Genomic DNA, 17,858 nt, shown 5'->3' with positions numbered 1-17,858 from the left:
TTCTCTTTCAAAGAAGACGCCGGGCGTCTCGCTGCTCAAATGCGCTCTTCGACAGCGTCTGTCAACGCATGCATTCGTGCCGTGGTGAACCGGCCCGCGAGGGCCGGCCGCCAGGATTATTTTGCCGTGGCTGGCACCTTGCTGGAAGCGACCAGGGCGCGAACCAGTTCACTCTGCGAATAGGGCTTGATCAGCACCTGTGCGTCGGGCTGATCCTTGATCGCGGATGTGTCACCGGTCGCAAAAACCAGCTTCAAGTCGGGCCGTTTCGCCTTGGCTTGACGGGCTAGTTCGACACCGGAAATGCCGGGCAAGTTGATATCGGTCACGAGAATATCGACCGGCGCGGTGTCGAGTGCGGCCACGGCTTCTTCTGCGCTTCCCGCTGCAACCACGAGATAGCCGGCCTCTTCAAGCAAATCCGCCGTTGAGAAGCGGATGAGTGCATCGTCTTCAACCAAAAGTACCGTGCGCTTGGTCGTGACGACGGGGCGCCCTCCCTCGGTCGGGATAGGATTTTCGGCCTTTAAATCAGAAAGTGGTTTTCCTTTTTCGCCTTTGCCGAGAACCTGCCGGAATTTCCAGGCCAGGGCTTCGCGCGTGTACGGCTTTGAAAGGAGATCCACGCCCGCATCGAGCCGGCCGCCGTGGACGATCGAGTTCTCGGTATAGCCGGAGGTAAAGAGCACCGCGATATCGGGCAGCCGCTCGCGCGCCTTGCGCGCCAGTTCCGGGCTCTTGAGCGTGCCGGGCATGACGACGTCGGTAAAAAGAATATCGATCGGCATGCCGCTCTCAATGACATTGAGGGCGCTCGCCGCGTCCACGGCCTTGAGAACGCGATAGCCGAGATCGGTCAGCATTTCGACGACGGTCGCGCGGACCTCATGGTCGTCTTCGACCACCAGCACGGTTTCAGTGCCGCCGATGATCGGTCCGGTGCTCGCCACCACTTCCACGTCTTCGCTTTCGAGCGCACGGGGGAGGTAGAGCTTGATGGTCGTGCCGAGGCCAACCTCGGAATAAATCTTTACATGGCCGCCGGATTGCTTGGTGAACCCGTAGACCATGGAGAGCCCGAGCCCTGAGCCCTTGCCTTCGCCCTTGGTCGAGAAAAACGGCTCGAACACCTTATCGATGATGTCGGGAGACATGCCCGAGCCGGTGTCGCTGACGGCCAGCATCACATATTGCCCCGGCGTCACTTCATCATGGGAGCGCGCATAATCATCGTCGAGGTGAGCATTGCCAAGCTCGATGGTGAGCTGGCCCTGTCCATCCATGGCGTCGCGCGCATTGATGGCAAGGTTGAGGAGGGCATTTTCGACCTGAACAGGGTCGATGAAAGTGTTCCAGAGCCCGCCGCTGACGACGGTCTCGACTTCGATCGCTTCGCCGATGGCGCGGCGCAGCATGTCGTCCATATCGCGCACGAGGCGGCTGATATTGGTGACCTTTGGCTCAAGCGCCTGCCGTCGGCCAAAAGCCAGGAGTTGCGAGGCGAGTTTTGATCCGCGTGACACACCTGCCATTGCATTGGCGATACGCCGTTCGGCGCGTTCATTGCCCGCAATGTCTTTGGCGAGAAGCTGAAGATTGCCCGAAACGACCTGCAGCAGATTATTGAAATCGTGCGCGACGCCACCGGTCAATTTGCCGACGGTTTCCATTTTCTGAGATTGCGCCAGTTTTGCTTCCGCTCGGCGACGCTCGTCGATTTCAGAAATGACGCGCGCTTCGAGATCTTCGTTGAGCTGGCGCAGGGCATTCTCTGCTGCGCGGCGATGGGTGATATCGGTGTGAACGCCGATCCATTCGATGATCTCGCCGCCGGCATCTAGAATTGGCACGGCGCGGATCGCAAAGGTGCGCCAGACCCCGCTCTTCTCGCGCACCCTGTGCTCGTGGACATACATGGACTTGGCCGCGACTGCGTCGTTCCAGGTTTGCACCGAGCTATCTTGATCGTCGGGGTGCACGGCGTTTGACCAGCCGAAATTTTGATAGTCGTCAAAGCTTTGCCCGGTGAGCTTGGCCCAGCCCGGCTGCTCGCCCAACATTCGGCCATCGGCGCTATTGGTCCAGAGCACGCCATGGACGGCATCCATGGCCGCGCGGAAGCGACCGACGCTCGCAGCTAGATTGCGCTGCAAAGCAACCTGCTCGGTCTGGTCGATCACGGTGCACATGACGCCATTGACCGTGCCAAAGTCGTCATAGACCGGGGTGTAGTGCAGGTCGAACGTATAGGTGTCCGCGCCGCCCGCATTGTTGAGAGTGATCGGAACGCTGCTGTGTGAGATGCGCTCACCCGTTCGCGTCCGCTCGATAATGCCGCGATTGAAATCCCAGACCTCGGGCAAAGCCGTCGCCACGGATTGTCCCAAGGCGATGGGATGCCGCTGGTCGATGATGGGCGCATAGGCGTCATTATAGAACATCAAATGTTCCGGGCCCCACATCAGCACCTTGGCGACGGGGGAATTGACGATATTGACCACTGTTGCCCGCAGCGCGTGAGGCCAGGTGTCGACTGGGCCAAGCGAGGTTTTTGTCCAATCGATCCCGCGGATCAGCGCGCCACAGGCGCCGCCATCGACAGGCCAGTTGACAGTGGAAACCGTGCTCGATCCCACACGCAATTGCCGCAGGGCCGCAGCGAGAAGGTCACCCTCGGAACTATAGCGCCCTTCGGCCAACTGTCTCGATACAAAGGCCTCCAGATCAGGGGGCAGGGCGAGGGTGCGGGATGGTGCGTTGGTCATAGTCCTTACATACGCCCTGCTTTGGAAAAAAGGCGATAGAAATTGTCAGTGCTCGCCTTTGCAAGCACATCAATTTCGATCCCGCGAAGCGCTGCGAGAAGCGTGGCGGTGGTTAGAAGATTTGCCGGCTCGTTGCGGTCGCCTTCAAGCGGCGCGGGTACCATCGAGGGCGAGTCGGTCTCAAGAAGTATTCTATCCATCGGTACGCGCTGGGCAGCGTGCCGAATGTGCTCGTTATCTCTATAGGTGAGGAGCCCGCCAAAGCCGAAATACCCACCGAGGTCGAGCGTTGTTTTGAGGAGCAGAGGCCCGCCTGAAAAGGCATGAACGACGAAGGCAAATGGCTTTTCCGCTATCGCCCGACGGAGCATTTCCGACATGGAGTCGTCCTCGCGCACCGAGTGGATGACGAGCGGCAAACCGGTCTGTTGAGCCGCTTCTATATGGGCCGAAAAGACGCGCTTCTGTGTGTTCCAATCCGCATTGCCGTAAAGACGATCAAGGCCAACTTCGCCGATGCCGATCACCTTTGGATGCCGGGTCAGCGGTATGATCTCTTCGGCAGTAACATCCGCTTCTTCATCGGCCAGATGGGGCAGGGTGCCGACGGTGCAAAAGACATTGGGGTAGCGCTCGGCTATCGCGATCACGCGGGCTGCACTTCGAACGCGGATGCCAATATTCACATAGGCGTCGATCCCAACCGCGGCTGCACGGGCCATAACCGCCTCGCGGTCTTCAGCAAAGTCATCGAAATCAAGATGCAGGTGGCTATCGACAAACATGAGTGAACTCAAAACGGCAGGGCGGCAATAGCTAGCACGTGGATTCCGTTACGGAAAATACCCAGGATCGGTTCATTCGCAGTCGATGAGAATTTCGACTTTGACAGCGCGGCGCAGTTTCCTCATCAACTGTCCCTGCCGGTCCCTCCGGCTTGCCCTGTTACAACGACCCCCGGTTTTCCAATGATCAACGCCAAGTCCGAAGTCGCCATCCGCCAGCATCTGACCCTGGTGGCTCTCGGAAAGGCGCCGGCCGATCGGGCTTTGCGCGTTGGCCACCTGCTCGATGTCGCGACCCGCACCTGGCTCGACGATCAGGAAATCATCATCAAGGGCGATCGCATCGCCTATGTGGGTCCTGCTGGCAGCTATACCGGCGAGGTTGGCCAACGCGAACACCGCCCCGATCTCTGGGCCGTTCCAGGTCTTGGGGAAATCCATAAGCATATCGAAAGTTCGCACCTGACGCCTGAATGGGAGGCAGCGCTTGTGCTGCCGCGCGGCAATACCTGGACTTGCGAAGCGAGCCACGAATTCTCCAACGTCAACGGCGCCAAGACCGTTGAATTCTGGATGACGGCACGCCAGCACGGCTCCCCACTCAAGATTTTCCCACTGCCGGGCTCGGCCGTGCCGCCCACGGCCTATGAGCATGGCGGTGGCTATCTCGGCCATGATGAGCAGGCTGGCTTCATGAATGAGAGCCTGATGGTGGCCGGTCTCGATGAGGTCATGGATTGGCCCGCCGTCTGGGACGCCACCAATGGATCGCATAAGCGCCTCTGGGGCATGATCGAAGCGACCTTTGCCCAGCGTGGTGTCGTCGAAGGCCATGCCGCGGGTATCCGCGATCTGCCGACCATCAATGCATTCGCCGCCGCTGGGCTTGCGTCCGACCACGAAGCCTGGACCGCCGAGGAGTTCTGGGACAAGCTCCGCCACGGCCTGTTCATGGAATTGCGCGTCCATTCGATGCCCGATGTGCTCAAGGGGCTACTCGAGCGCGGGCTCGAAGACTGGTCGCAGATCGCCTTCGCCACCGATGACCGCAGCGCTAGCGAGACCCTCCAAAAAGGCGCGACAGACTACAATGTCCGAACCGCCATCGAAGCCGGCCTCAAGCCCGAAATCGCCATCCAGTGCGTCACCATCAATCCGGCGCGCCACATGCGCCTGACCCCATGGGTCGGCTCGATTGCCCCCGGCCGCTTTGCGGATATGGTACTCCTCTCGGACGTCAAAAGTTTTTCTATCGCGGAAGTCTGGGCGGATGGTCGCCAGGTGTCCGAGGGCAAGACCTATATCGAGTCCGTGCCCCCTATCGCTTGGCCGCAATGGGCGACCGATACGGTCAAGACCGGCGGCCCGTTCGTCGCGGATGATTTTGCGATCCCCGCTGAACCCGGCCGCGACAACATGACCGCCGCTGTCATTCGGCCGTTCCATTGGGCGGATGATTTCCTCACCTATGACCTGCCGGTCCGGGATGGTCAGGTGCAGCGCGACGAAAGCCGCAACATCACCAAATTCGCCATCGTTGATCGCTTCTCGGATAAGAAGTCAGTCTCGAAAATGTTCTGGATTGGCACCGGGCCCAAGACGGCCCATTGTGCCGTTGCCAGTTCGCTCGGCCACGACAAGCATAATATCTGGTGCGCAGGCTCGTCCGATGAAGCCATGGCCATGGCAGTCAATGCGCTGCGCGACATCAATGGGGGCTGGGCGCTAGTGCGCGACAATAAGGTCGTCGCCACTGTTCGTTACGAAGTTGCCGGTCTTATGTCCTGCCGTTCGGCCGAAGATCTCGATGCCGACATGCAGAATCTTTATGAAGAGGCGAAGGCTATCGAGTGGATGTATGAGCCGACCTTCAGCCCGCGCTGGTCTCCCGGCTTCCCCGAGCGCCTGTCATTCGCAACGCTCACCTGCTCGCCCTGGCGCTGGGTGCTCGTCGCGCCGGGCCCTCTGGCACCCGAGGGCTTCGTCAATGTCCAGACGGGAAAAACTCACTCGGTCGTCTGGTAGGCTTCCAAGGGCTCGGCCGACGCGTCAAGCGTTACCACCTGATCGCCCGGCCGGATAATGCTGCGTCGGTGGGTGATGGCGAGGATCGTCACATCCTCGAGCTGGCGCAACTCATCCATGATCTGGCTCTCGGTCGTCTCGTCGAGCGCCGAACTCGCCTCGTCGAGGAACAGCACCTTCGGGTCGCCATAGAGCGCCCGTGCAATCGAGACACGCTGCCGCTCGCCACCCGAAAGCTTAAGCCCGCGCTCGCCGACCGTCGTCTCAAAGCCGTCGTCGAGTTTTTCGATGAAATCAAGGATCGAGGCGCGCGCCGCCGCCCGCCGCATGCGCTCAGCATCAAAGACGCGTCCGAGCACGATATTGGCCGCCAGTGTGTCATTGAGCAGCATGACGTCCTGAGGCACAACGCCGACCGCGTCATACCAGCTTTCGCGCTTGATCGCGGCGAGATCGACGCCATCGATCAGAATGCGCCCCTCGCCTGGCTCTAACGATTTGAGCGCTAGCCGGAAGAGGGTCGTCTTGCCCGAACCCGTCGGTCCCGTGATGAAGGCGATGCTGCCACCCGGTACGGTGAATGAAAGCGGCATCAGTGTCTGCCGCTCACCATAGCGAAAGGCGACGCCCTCAAAGGCGATATTGCCCTGGATCGCGCCGATCGCCCGATCTCCATGCCCCGCACGATCTTCCGGCTCCTGCCACATGCGCGCAAACGGCAGGAAGCGTGAGATCGAGCGCATGACATCATCGATCGCCATGCCGATCATCTCGAATGGCCGGTTGAGCTGGACAAGGATGAGGTTGATGAGCACGATATCGCCCACCGTCATTTCGCCCGCTTCGAACCGCGGCAGCATCAGGAGATAGGTGACCGCGAGTTGCGCTCCGAGCGCGAGCCCAAAAATCCCCGAAAGCGCAATCCGCCGCCAGGACCAGCCGATCCAGGACGCCCGCGCCAGATCGGCCTTTTCCGCAAACTTCTCGCTGATCCAGCGATCGCCGTTAAAATAGCGGATCGCTTCCATGCCGTTGACGGCATTGCCGACAAAACGGGCATTGTCTTGCGTCGCTTCGATTGCCTGATCAAGCAGCGGCCGCGTCCACTTGTTGGCGAAATAGGTGAGCGTGATGAAGATCGCGCCATAGATAGTGACGATAGCGATGATATCAGCGCTGATCGTTGCGCCGAGAAGTGCGATGCCCAGGCTGATTTGCGTTACGCCGGGGATGAAGACGATCAGCACCAGTTGCACCAGCATTTGCACCGCGCCTTCGCCCTGTGACCGTGCCGTCTGGATCGCCACAGGATTGTGCTCGATGAAAAATGTGCCCGGCTTTTTGAGGAGACGGGCGAAAAACTCCGTCGCCGCGATGAACTTCAAGTCCTCCGACGTCATCAGCGACAGGTAGTTCTGCGAATAGGAAAAGAGCGTTTCAAGCCCGCGCATGACCGCATAGCCGACGAAAGCCAGCGCCATGGTGCTCGCGAGATCGCCCGCGGTGAGACCATCGATCAGCCGCGAAAAGAGGTAGGGCGTCGCGATGCCGAGCATCGCATTAATCGCCACGATCACAGCGATTCCCGCCAGCATCAGCCGGGAGTGGCGCCAAAACTGCAGATAAATCGACCTGAGGGCCGGCCCGATTGTCGCCCAGTCGTCTTTCGTCATGGCTACGCGCTCTGGCTGGAAGGGGAGGGCACCCTAGTGCGTTAACCATTGCGGTCAACCGTCAAGAAGCCCAATGCCGATGCCACCATGCGACACCGCGCGCCTTGCGCCTGCCCTTCAGAGGCGCTAGCGATCAAGGCGTTCCAGGAGCCGCAATGCCCTTTCGCATGCGCCACATAGCAAGAGATTTGGGCACCGCCTTCGCGGTGCTCGCCCTCTATTTGCTCGTGCTGCTCGCCCCGCTGCATCAGGCCGCGGGCCTTCAGCGCGATCTGTCGCGGCTCGGCTTTGAATCAAGCGTTTCCTGGTCCGTCTGCGCTTCGCTCGCCGATCACGGCGACCCCAGTTCGCCGCTCCTCGCCAAGTGCCCGGCCGCCGGCATCGGCAAGTCCGATCCGCTCGGGCCGACGCCTGTCCCACTCGTCGCCGAAATCGAGCGGCTGGCGTCGCCAGTCGTTTATGACAGCGCTTCGCTCACGCACGCACTACGTGCTGCCGATCATCCCGGCCAGCCTCGCGCGCCACCCGCGCACGCCTGAGCTGAAGTAAAACTTTTCCCTATTTTTGCGCCGGTTACTCGGGCGCTTGCTCATTCGAGGTTTTCATGACCCGTCGTCTCTCCACTCTCGCCCTTGCGGCCATGCTTCTTGCCAGCCCCGCAACGCTTGCCTTTGCGCAGGATGCCCATAGCCACACCGCCGCTCCAGCCGGTGATGTCGTCACTGTCGGCTCGCTCGAAATCTCCGGCGCCTTTACCCGCGCAACCCTCCCCAATGCTCCCGTGGGCGGTGGGTTCTTCACCATCCACAATACCGGCAGCGAAGACGATCGCCTGGTGTCGGCCAGCACCCCCATAGCCAAGGCAACGCAGATCCATGAAATGGCCATGGAAGGCGATGTGATGAAGATGCGCGAACTCGATGATGGCCTGATCATTCCGGCTGGCGAAACCGTCGTGCTCAAGCCCGGCGGCAAGCATCTCATGATGATGGGCCTCACCGGCACCATCACCGAAGGCGAAACTGTTCCTGTTACCCTGACCTTTGAAAAGGCAGGGGAAGTGACTCTTGATCTTGCGGCTGCCGGCACGGCTGCCGATGCTCCGGCAGCAGGTCACCATTGATGCGCCAGATCACGCTCGTCCGCACCGTCCTTTGGGGACTCGTCGTCGCTGCCGGCCTGACGGCTACCGGCCTCTATGCTTATACGGCCACGCGGCCCGCCCAAGCGCAGACCCTTGGCAATGGCGATTATCAATTGATCACCGCCGAAGGCCAACCCTTCACCCGAGCCAGCTTCGATGGCAGCCCCTCGATGCTGTTCTTCGGCTTTGCCCATTGCCCGGAAGTGTGCCCCACGACGCTTGCGGAAATGACCTCCTGGTACGAAACCCTCGGCGATGAAGCCAAGGAGCTAAAGGCCTACTTCGTCACCGTCGATCCCGAACGCGACACGGAAGCGGTCATCAAAGACTATGTTGCCTGGACCGGCCATGTCACCGGCGTCACAGGCACGCCGGAAGAGATCGCCAAGGCCGCCAGGGCCTGGGCCATCTACTATCAGAAGGTGCCGCTCGAAGACGGCGACTATACCATGGACCATACGGCTTCGATCTTCCTCCTCGACAAGGACGGAAATTTCGAAGGGACGATCGCTTATCGAGAGGAGACGGCGACGGCTCTGGGCAAACTGCGGAAATTACTGGCCCAAAGCTGAGCGTCTTCAAGAGCTATGCATCATGCTTCAACCTCCCCTTGTGGGGAGGTTGAAGCGGTCATGGGGTGAGATTGATCGGCCTAATACTGTGACGCTCGTAGCTGCGACTGAGCCGCTTCAAGCCCTGCCAAAGCGTCGCCGTAACCCGTAGCAGCCACAGCCTCGAAAATTCGCTCGGCTTCGCGATAGCGCTTGAGCTGATAATAGCTCCAGGCCCGTAGGGTCAGCAGATCGTTGCGTTCTGCCGCGTAGCGCGAGCGGGCATCGAGCATGGCCAAGGCGAGCCGATAATCGCCAATCCCATAGGCGCTCGTGGCCTTGAGCGTCAGGATTGAAATTTCAAGCTCGATGGCGCGTTTGTCCGAGATAGGGGCTGCAGCGGCAGCCACGGCGGCTTCATCAGGCAAGCCAAGCCGCACATAGGCGAGGGCGCGCCCATAGGCGGCATCGCTGCGGATCGATTGGCTGGCCGAATCAAGCGCCCGTCCGAAATGATCAACCGCCTGGGCGGGGCGGTTGAGGTCCATGAGACACCACGCATGGGAGAGCGCGCCACCCGGAGAAAGGCTGGCAGGCGGACTAAAACTTCGGCAACTGCCACCGCCGCTGCTGCCGCCACCTCCACCGCTGGGGACCGCATCCTCCTGCGCAGGGGCTGCGGCATAATCCTGCCGCGCCTGGGTCGTCGTCGCCCGAACGGCCTGCACCTGTGCGGGGAATAGCGTCACATGCTGCGGCCTTGGCTTTGGCAGGGGTACGTTGAACCCCGTCGTCGTCACAGAGCCAAACTGGGCGATGCGTGCCGAGCGCCCGCCCCAACTGCGCCGGATTTCTTCCACTTGGGCGGTGTTTCCAAGCGCATTGGCCGCAACCATCATGCCATAGGCCGCAGGCTCGAGATCCGATTGCCAGCCCAGCGCTGTCTGGAACCACTCATAGGCCGTCTGCGGCTGGTTGAACGCATAGGCATACCAGCCGAGTTGCTGAGCTATGTCGGCATCGCGCGCCTTGAGCGCCACCCGGACGATCCGCGAGAGCGTGTCCTCGGGAATGGTCAGGCGCGGCTCGATGGCGATCATTGCCGCCGCTGCATCGCGATAGACGCCTTCAATGGTGTCGTTGTCGTCGTAGAATTCGGCCATGGCCTTTTCGGCGGCCGCAGGATCATCGAGCTGCATCAAGGCAACCCCAAGCCCTTCGGCCGATGCGGCAGAGGGATCGGCATCAACGGCATCTTCAAAGTAGCGCCGTGCATCCTCAGGCTCGCTGCGCGCCAGTTCGAAATAACCAAGGAGCCGCAGGTCTTCCGCGTTTTTCGACGTGGTCGCTTCTTTGGCCAGCAGTTCGACGTCCGATTCTTCCGGCTTTTCGCCGTTCTCATCAAGTGCCGCAGCCACTGCGCTTCGCGCCAGGTCGATCCGGAGCGCAGTGAATTCCGGCGTGCCATCGGTCCCCGGCTTTTCAAGCGCCAGCAGCGGATCGAGCTCGGCTCGGCTCAGCAGAGCCATGGCTTTCTGCATGGTTGCGAAGCGTTCGGCCGTGTCAGTGCAATTGTTGAGGATATAGGAATAGGCGTCGATGCCGCGTTGCTTGGCATCGGTCTTGATGAAAGCTTCTGCCAGTCGCCAGAGATTATCGACGCTGGCGCAGGTTAGAAGCTGCGGCGCATTTGCCGCGATCGAAATGACCGCCTCGAATTGCCCGGCGTCAGAAGCCGCACGAAACCGTGTTCCTGCCTCGCCGCGCTCGATGGTTTCGAGGAGGTCGACAGTGGGCACGAAGCCTGGATCGGCCTGCTGCTTTTCCGCAATCGCCGCTCGCGCGCCGGCAAAATCGCCGGCCGTCACCAATTCCCAAATCCGCACGATTGTTTGGTCGGGCACGAAATCGGTGGTCAGCGGATCTGCTGGTGGCTGCCAATTGGGGTAGAGCGCCTGCAGCCGTTCGATTTCCCGCTGCAGTCTTTGCGTATCGCCCTGTTGAGCAAAATAGCGCAGCGCGGTTTCGTCGGGCTGGCCGGAGGGCGCTGTCTGCGGCACTGCTTGCGCAATGACCGGCGTTTGCGGGGCAACGGGCGCAGCAGTTTGCGCCAATGTGGTCGCTGGCTGGGCTTCAATTGCGTTCGCCGGCGCACCGGTCGGCGGCACTATGGCAAACGGGATGGTTCCGGTGCGTGCGGTGGTGATCGGATCAACCGGAGTACTTGCAGCCGCGGGCTCTTGGGGCACGGCGGCCGGCGTCTGCGCGACGGCAGGCGCATTCCATGTCGTGTTCAGCCCAGCGGCCAGGCCGATGGCCGATACGCTCAGGGCAAAGAAGGCCCAGGTCCAATATTTCATGAGCCAGCCCCCTGACCAAGACAATCAGGGCGGCTGCGGCGGAGATAGTCCAGCAACAGAAGCTGAAGGGTCGCCGCATAATAGCTCGTTGCTGAAAGGCTGCGAAGGTCTTCGGGCACCACCTGACCATTGGCGATGCATTCCATGCTCGCCTGGATCAGCCGATAACCAGGTTCGGAAATCGGCTCCACCGCCTGCCCGGTATTGAGGTCGATCTTGAAGAGCCCAACCGAAGACGCCTTGGCGCGGAACGGTTCAAGATAGGACGGATCGGCGCCGCCCCGCATCAGATAGAGCGGAATGCGGATGCCGTTATAGCCGAACTCGGCCGGAAAATCGGGCGCCGGACCAAGCTGGCCCGCGGCCATCACCACCCAATCGCCCGGAATGCCGGCGGGCGTGCTCTGCGCACGCTTCAGCAGTTCAAGCCCCGTCCCGCCGACAGATTCCCAATCGGCGGAGGGGTCGAGATCCTTGAAGACCGGCAGTGCCTCATAAATCCAGTAGGACGGATTGAGGATGGGCTGGCCGCTCGTTGCATCGCTGCCGGCAAAGCCATTGCTGCCGGGAAGGATGGCAAGGAGGCCATCGGCATAAGCGAGCAGATCGCGCCCGATGGTCACGACAATGGCCTTGGCTTCGGCCGTGTACGATGGTTCGTTCCAGACCTGTCCGGCGAGCACCAGCCCATAGGCGATCAGCATATCGCCGTCCGTCGCATTGTTCGGATCGGTCACATGCGGATCTGCATCCGGCTCCCACCGCCAGGCAGCAAGGCCGTCGTCGCGGATCATCAGATCGGTCCGGGTAAAACTCAGGATGCGCTCAAAACTCGGGCGGTCTTCGGCCAGCGCTGCCAGAATCAGTCCATAGCCCTGGCCTTCGCTGTGGCTGATATTGCCGTTGCCCGTATCGATAACGCGGCCGTTCTCGGCCACGAAACCATCGAGATAGGCTTGCCATTCCTGCGGCTCGATTACCGAGGCAGCCTGCGCTGGCAGGGTCATGAGGCCTCCCACAGCGAGAGCGATGAGCCTTTTCATGATGGCCGTCCAATTTTGGTCAACATGCGCGAGGTCATGAGCATCAGCAAAACTGCGCCCAGAACGATCGCGAAGGTAAAGTATAAAATGTTGCCTGAGAACCAGTTAGCTGCGATCCGACGCAGATTTGTCGGCGAGAATGGCTCGGGCACCACGATGCTGACCATCTCGGCCGGCACGGAGGTCACTTCATTGTCTCCCGGCGCAAGTGCGCTGACCCGGCCCGCAATTTCGCGCCACATGACGGTGTCGATCAGGCGTTCTGTCCCGGCGCGCAAGGTCGCTGGGCTCGTCGAGGTCAGAAAGGTCCAGACCCCGCCCTCGGGTTGATGCGTCTGAGAAACGACCACAGCCTCGGCACCGGGCACATAGGGCGTGTCGGGCGGCGGTATCAGCCTGAGGTCGGCGGTGTCCACGCCCAGATGCTCGCGCAACCAGGATTCGACATTGGTCAAAGGGCTACTGGTTTCCCCGCCCGCGAATTGATCGAGCAAGGAATCGTCGCCGCCCTGCGCGCCGGGCTGGCCTGCCGCGGCCACGCCAGTGCGGCCGATATTGGTCTGCGACACGGCGCCCGTCGGCATGATCAGCACCGCATCCTGCTCGGGCGATAAATCGGCCTCCGGAATGACGGTAAAATTGATCATCCTGTTCGAGGCAGTCGCCAAACGCGTCGCGAACATCAGAGCCGAGAGAACCGTGTCGCGCCCCTGGCCGATCGCGGCCGGCACATTGGTTTCGTCAACATAGGGCCAGGACGAACCGGTCAGCACCTGCAGGTCGGGCACTGTCGTTGCCCGCGCATAATCAGGCATGTGGAAGTAGCTATTGTTCGAGAGCACGAACCGCGTCGGCGCCGAACCGGTCCAGCCTGCGCCACACGCCACGTCCGAGCGCGTCTGCAGGTTCACGGCAAAGGTCGCTTCGTTGCGCCCCGGCCGCAGATTGGTCATCGGAATGCGGATGCGCGTATCCTTGAGCAGCCCGCCCTCGGTGCGCAGCATCGGGGTCGCCGAAGCAATCTGCCCGTTGGTGTAGATATCGATCTCGCTACCTGGCAGCACGTCGCGCGAATAGGCCGCCTCAAGCACCAATTCGAGTTCGCCATAGCGATAGGCATAGAAATCGGATGGCAGTTCAAACTGCATGGTGGTGGTAAAGCGCCGCCCGTTGAACTCGAGCCGGTCGACGCCGAGGCTTGCCATGCTGGCGGTCGCCCCTTCTTCCATCATCGGCAGAGGATAGGGCAGATCGAGCCGTGGCCGATCCTCGCTTGCCGGCGCTGCCGTGAGCAGGGCATCCCCGGCCCGCGCAATGGATTCCCAGTTCGGCCCGGAAATTACAAGCGTATAAGCGCCTGTCGCGACCGGAACCATGGCCGCGATCGGCCCGGCGCTCGCTTGGGCCCGTGCGGCCTCCAATTCGGCTGGCAGTTCTGCCGCCGGCATAATGGCGACATCCAGCACACCTGGGGCCGCCGCCTCGGATGGCGCGTCGGCAAAGGAAATGTCGAGCTTGGGTACACGTATCGAAAGCCCGATCTGCTGGGCAATCCGCATGGCGGCGCTCTGCGCTTGCGCATCCGCAAGCCCGTTCGCCGTAATCAAGCGCAGCGCCGTATCGCCCTGGGCATCGACGCCCACTGCCGCAAGATCGGTCAATTGCTGGATCGGCGCCAGCCCGGCCCCGGCGAGGACCAGTTTGGCGTCCGTGCTCTTGATCTCGGTCCAGAGTTGATAGGTCGAATCCACCGTGCAATCGGTGCGGTGCCGCTGGCTCGCGCGGAACTCGATCATGTTCGGCCCGGCCCGCAAGATGCCTGCGGGTACAGGCAGGCTCACGGGTGTCGCGGCCGAGGACGAGGCGATCGCAGTGTTGGAAATCTCGGTATTGTTGATGCGCACGCGCAGGCTCGAAATTTCCGGCGCAACGACGAGGGCGTTGATAAAGGAAAAATCGAGCGTTGCCGGCGCCGCGGCCTGCGCCTCGGTCAGATAGACGACGATCCCGTGCTTGTCCTCTTCGCCCGTCAGCCGAAGGCTGTCGAACGGCAGGATTGGCCGCTCGAAGGCCGCTGGGGCGGCAACAGGGGCGGGAGTCACAGTTGGCGTGCCGGGGACAGCTTGCGGCGCTGGCTGCACCACGAGGTCGTTTTCCGGCGTCATGTCGAATGGCACCGGCTGCGCCCAGGCTGGCGACAGGGTCGCAATCACGGCAGCGGAAGACAGAAGTGCGCGCATCATCATTTGCCGAGCACCTTCCCCGAGCCGAACCGCAGAAGATAACCCAGCCCACGGCCCGTCTGATAGAGCGCGATGCCGAGGAACCGCGCGGTGCCGCGCAGAATGCCGATATTGACCTGGCGGGCGCTCTGGCGCATCTGCCAATTGCCCGAGTTGGCGTAGATGAGGTCTGCGATCAGGCGGTAGTGGTAACCGCGATCAGGCGCGTAGCGGCAGCCGAAAATGACGCCCTTGCCTTCCTGGGTGACCGACTGAATGGTCACGGGAAGGTCGGTGCCATCGATATTGGAGAGCGGGGTAAATCGCAGCCCCGTCGGCATCCCGCGCCCAAGACCGGCAGCCCCGGTCGGCAGGCGCACGGCAACGCCGCCGCTCGATACGTTGACCATCATGCCGCGCATCCATTCGCCGTCGGCCCCACGGATTTCGCAGCGCCGTTCCACGGCAACGCGCCGGCTGCCCCATCCTTCGCGACGCTCGGAAACGACGCCCAGGGCGCAGCCTGCAAGGATCAGATTGAAGATGTTCCAGCCGCCCACCACCATGGTGACTTCGGCCTGATAGGGCTGGGCGCCGATCTTCCAGATCGTCATGCCGACAGCGATCACCAGCAGCAGGAAGATCAGATAAAAGGGACGTGCAAGTTCGGACAGGCGCGAGGATTCAACGCTCTCGTCCTTTGCCGTCACGGTAAAGCTCGGCTTGTAGGGATTGCGGGCCACGGAAAACAATGCACCGAGCAAATGGACCGACTGGATATATTCGTAGAGTTCGGAAATCCACGGCCAGCGCCAGCGCCCAAAGAGCGAGTTCTGCATGACGAGGTTCACCACCACATAGGTCAGGGTATAGGCGGCAAATTCCCCGCCCGATGCGGTGAACACCTGCAGATCGAAGAAGAGATAAAAGAACGGCGCAAAAAGGAAGATCATGCGCGGGATGGGGAAGAGCCAGAAGAAGGTGCTCGAGAGATAGCAAAGCCGCTGAGGCAGGTTGAGGCCGGCCTTGAAGAGCGGGAAGCTGAAGAGGAGAATCTGCATCATCCCCTGCGCCCAACGCGTACGCTGCCCGATGAAGCTGGCAAACGTCACCGGCTGCAGGCCTGCCACGAGGGGCTTATCGACATAAATCGAATTCCAGCCGCGGCTATGCAGTTCGATGGCGGTTTCGCAGTCCTCGGTAATCGAGCGGCCTGAAAACCCATTGGTGGTGACGAGCGCTTCGCGACGCAACAGCGCTGCCGAGCCGCAGAAGAAAGCGGCGTTCCAGCGGTCGAGCCCGCGCTGGATCACACCATAGAACATCTCGTTTTCCGACGGCATGACTTCGAACGTCCGGAGATTGCGCTCCAAAGGATCGGGATTGAGAAAGAAGTGCGGCGTCTGCACGAGGAAAAGACGATTGTCCCGACCGAAGAAAGGAACGGTTTCCTGAAGGAAATCGCGGGCCGGGGCATGGTCGGCGTCGAACACGGCGATGAATTCGCCGGTCGAGTTGGCAAGACCATTATTGAGATTGCCGGCCTTGGCGTGTTCGTTGCGGGCGCGGGTCAGATAGCGGCAGCCGAGGTCTTCGCAGAGTTTCTTGAGCTGTTCGTGCCGCTCCTGGGCGTCGGCGGCCTGCTCGGGATCGGGATTGTTGCGCTTGGCATCGGTCGAGCCATCGTCGAGCAGCCAGACGGTGAAGCGGTCTTCTGGATAGTCCATGCCCTTGGCAGCGGCGAGCGTGCCGGCAAGCAGTTCATAATCTTCGTTATAGGTCGGGATGAACACATCGACCAAAGGCACGGGCTCGTCGTCGGGCAAACGGATCGACTTGTGGCTCGGCATCGGCCGCACCACGACGAACAAGCTGAGGAACAGCATCAGAATGCAGTACATCTCAGCGAGATAAAGGATCAGCCCGGGGATGAAGTCCATCCACTGATCGATCGGGGGCAGGGTGCTCGTCGTGCGCCAATAGGCATAGCGCAGCACGATAATGGTGCCAAATGTCAGCAGCAGCAGCCGCCAATTCCCTTCAAGCTTCAGGAGCTTGATCACCATCATGGCAAGGAGCAGCACGGCGCCCATCACGAGATGGGTCTGCAAGCTTACCGGGATCGTCACCAGCGTGATGACGACCGCCGAGATCGCGATCCAGAGGATAACGGTCAGCGCCTTATTCATGGCCTGCTTCCTTGCCTAATTGCCGCCCGAGAGCGGCGATGGAACCGTTACCCCTGTGGAGGTTGGCCGCGGCAGACCGCCGCCGATTGGTGTGGTCGTTCCACCCGGCGCGGGCACGATCGGCGCGCCTGGCGGTGGGGTGAGGATGGGTGTCGTCGTCTGAACCGTCTGCACAGGCTGGGCCGCGCGCGTCGGCGCAGGGCGGGTCACGGCGACAGGCTGGCTGATGGGAATGACGTCAGCAAAGCCATTGGCATTTTCGGGCCTGATCGGCGCGGCGATCCGGCCGATTGCGGCTGGCGCCGCGCTCGGCGGGAAGACATCGGTGTTGATGCGCAGGCGGTACATGATGTCGAGCAGCGCTTCTTCGGAAACGCCGCGGCGGCAAAGTTGTACCCGGAGGATGATGGTGCCGCGGTCAACCGCGCCCGATGGGCGCAGGGTCGGCTCCACCCGCTGCCAGGCATAAAGGCAGACGTCGCCATTGGGCGGCCGCGCGATGGCATAGCCAAAGGGACCGTAGTCGTTCTGCACATAATAGGGCGACACGGCCATGCCCGAGCCGGGCCAGGCGGCCAGCGCTTCTTCGGTCAGGTTGACCTGAGTAAATGGCACGTCCTTGAGCGCGGCATCGCTGCCATCGCCACCCTTGCTGGTGAAGCGGATGACGCTGATCTTGTTCTCGCCGACGCTGCGCGCTTCGGTCGCGAGCGAAATATCCTGCCGGATGGCATTGGGATAGGTCGTTTCCACGACTGTGATGATCGCCGGTCCGCCCGGCGGAGGCAGGATGATGGCCTTCGAGGGCCGGATGATCTCGGCTTCCGAGCTTGGCATGTCGCTCGTTGTGGCACAGCCAGCCATGGTCGCCGCTACGAGCGTAGCTGCAATACCATTCCGGACGATGTTGCCCCACGGGAGCACAGTGCGCGTTTTGTCCTGCATGTCAGATAAATCCGAGCTTAGCCCACGATTGCTAGCAACGGCGTCCTGCCTGCTGGATAGCTATGACAAAACTAGGAAAGCATGGTTAATGAAGCGATAATTAAGCCGCTCATTCATGACATGCCTGCCAAGGCCGCAATGCGGGATAGCAACTGG

12 protein-coding genes are annotated in these 17,858 nt (G+C 61.4%); 4 read left to right on the top strand and 8 right to left on the bottom strand.

The annotated features are described in order from the left end of the window. Positions 1-116 precede the first annotated feature (116 nt). Positions 117-2,765, bottom strand: coding sequence for a response regulator (locus ASE94_RS07110; protein WP_082461029.1), 2,649 nt, complete (start codon positions 2,763-2,765; stop codon positions 117-119). Between the two features lie 5 nt (positions 2,766-2,770). Further along, positions 2,771-3,550 carry a TatD family hydrolase gene (locus tag ASE94_RS07105; RefSeq protein WP_062629773.1) on the bottom strand — a complete coding sequence of 260 codons (780 nt, stop codon included), beginning with the start codon at positions 3,548-3,550 and terminating at the stop codon, positions 2,771-2,773. A gap of 183 nt (positions 3,551-3,733) precedes the next feature. Here ASE94_RS07105 and ASE94_RS07100 point away from each other — a divergent pair, with 183 nt between their 5' ends. Next, the gene (locus ASE94_RS07100) at positions 3,734-5,575 is read left to right on the top strand and encodes an adenine deaminase C-terminal domain-containing protein (protein ID WP_062629772.1); all 1,842 of its coding nucleotides are present in this window, start codon (positions 3,734-3,736) and stop codon (positions 5,573-5,575) included. Here ASE94_RS07100 and ASE94_RS07095 read toward each other — a convergent pair. Then, positions 5,557-7,248 (bottom strand): ABC transporter ATP-binding protein, encoded by a 1,692-nt coding sequence (locus tag ASE94_RS07095; RefSeq protein WP_062629771.1) that lies wholly within the window; start codon positions 7,246-7,248, stop codon positions 5,557-5,559. The two genes, ASE94_RS07100 and ASE94_RS07095, sit on opposite strands and share 19 nt — an antisense overlap. Positions 7,249-7,403: 155 nt before the next feature. Here ASE94_RS07095 and ASE94_RS07090 point away from each other — a divergent pair, with 155 nt between their 5' ends. The 3 genes from ASE94_RS07090 to ASE94_RS07080 all read left to right on the top strand — a co-directional run bounded on the left by ASE94_RS07090 (position 7,404) and on the right by ASE94_RS07080 (position 8,964). Next, the gene (locus tag ASE94_RS07090; protein ID WP_156351958.1) at positions 7,404-7,787 is read left to right on the top strand and encodes a hypothetical protein; all 384 of its coding nucleotides are present in this window, start codon (positions 7,404-7,406) and stop codon (positions 7,785-7,787) included. Between the two features lie 65 nt (positions 7,788-7,852). Further along, complete coding sequence (locus ASE94_RS07085) at positions 7,853-8,371, top strand: copper chaperone PCu(A)C (RefSeq protein ID WP_062629769.1); 519 nt, start codon at positions 7,853-7,855, stop codon at positions 8,369-8,371. Next, a complete protein-coding gene (locus tag ASE94_RS07080; protein WP_082461027.1) occupies positions 8,371-8,964 on the top strand; it encodes an SCO family protein in 594 nt (197 codons plus the stop codon). The genes ASE94_RS07085 and ASE94_RS07080 overlap by 1 nt, the downstream gene beginning before the upstream one ends. An 80-nt stretch (positions 8,965-9,044) precedes the next feature. Here the strand turns inward: ASE94_RS07080 and ASE94_RS07075 are convergent, their stop codons facing one another. From ASE94_RS07075 to bcsN, 5 genes are read right to left on the bottom strand one after another with little or no spacing between them, the layout of a single operon-like run. Then, positions 9,045-11,303: a tetratricopeptide repeat protein gene (locus ASE94_RS07075; RefSeq protein WP_062629768.1), complete on the bottom strand. Its 2,259-nt coding sequence runs from the start codon at positions 11,301-11,303 to the stop codon at positions 9,045-9,047. Further along, on the bottom strand, positions 11,300-12,310 hold the full coding sequence (locus tag ASE94_RS07070) for a glycosyl hydrolase family 8 (protein WP_200913603.1): 1,011 nt from the start codon (positions 12,308-12,310) through the stop codon (positions 11,300-11,302). The genes ASE94_RS07075 and ASE94_RS07070 overlap by 4 nt, the downstream gene beginning before the upstream one ends. A gap of 32 nt (positions 12,311-12,342) precedes the next feature. Beyond that, positions 12,343-14,592, bottom strand: a complete 2,250-nt coding sequence (locus ASE94_RS07065) for a cellulose biosynthesis cyclic di-GMP-binding regulatory protein BcsB (RefSeq protein WP_062629766.1) — start codon at positions 14,590-14,592, stop codon at positions 12,343-12,345. After that, entirely contained in the window at positions 14,589-16,757 is a 2,169-nt protein-coding gene (gene bcsA / locus ASE94_RS07060; RefSeq protein ID WP_062629765.1) for a UDP-forming cellulose synthase catalytic subunit, read from the bottom strand. Before bcsA ends, ASE94_RS07065 begins: the two co-directional genes overlap by 4 nt. A gap of 15 nt (positions 16,758-16,772) precedes the next feature. After that, the gene (gene bcsN / locus ASE94_RS07055) at positions 16,773-17,702 is read right to left on the bottom strand and encodes a cellulose biosynthesis protein BcsN (RefSeq protein WP_062629764.1); all 930 of its coding nucleotides are present in this window, start codon (positions 17,700-17,702) and stop codon (positions 16,773-16,775) included. Positions 17,703-17,858 lie beyond the last annotated feature (156 nt).

Source organism: Devosia sp. Leaf64, assembly GCF_001421945.1.
Lineage (GTDB): Bacteria > Pseudomonadota > Alphaproteobacteria > Rhizobiales > Devosiaceae > Devosia.
The sequence above is the reverse complement of the archived record's forward strand: the minus strand, read 5'-3'. Positions and strand labels throughout refer to the sequence as shown.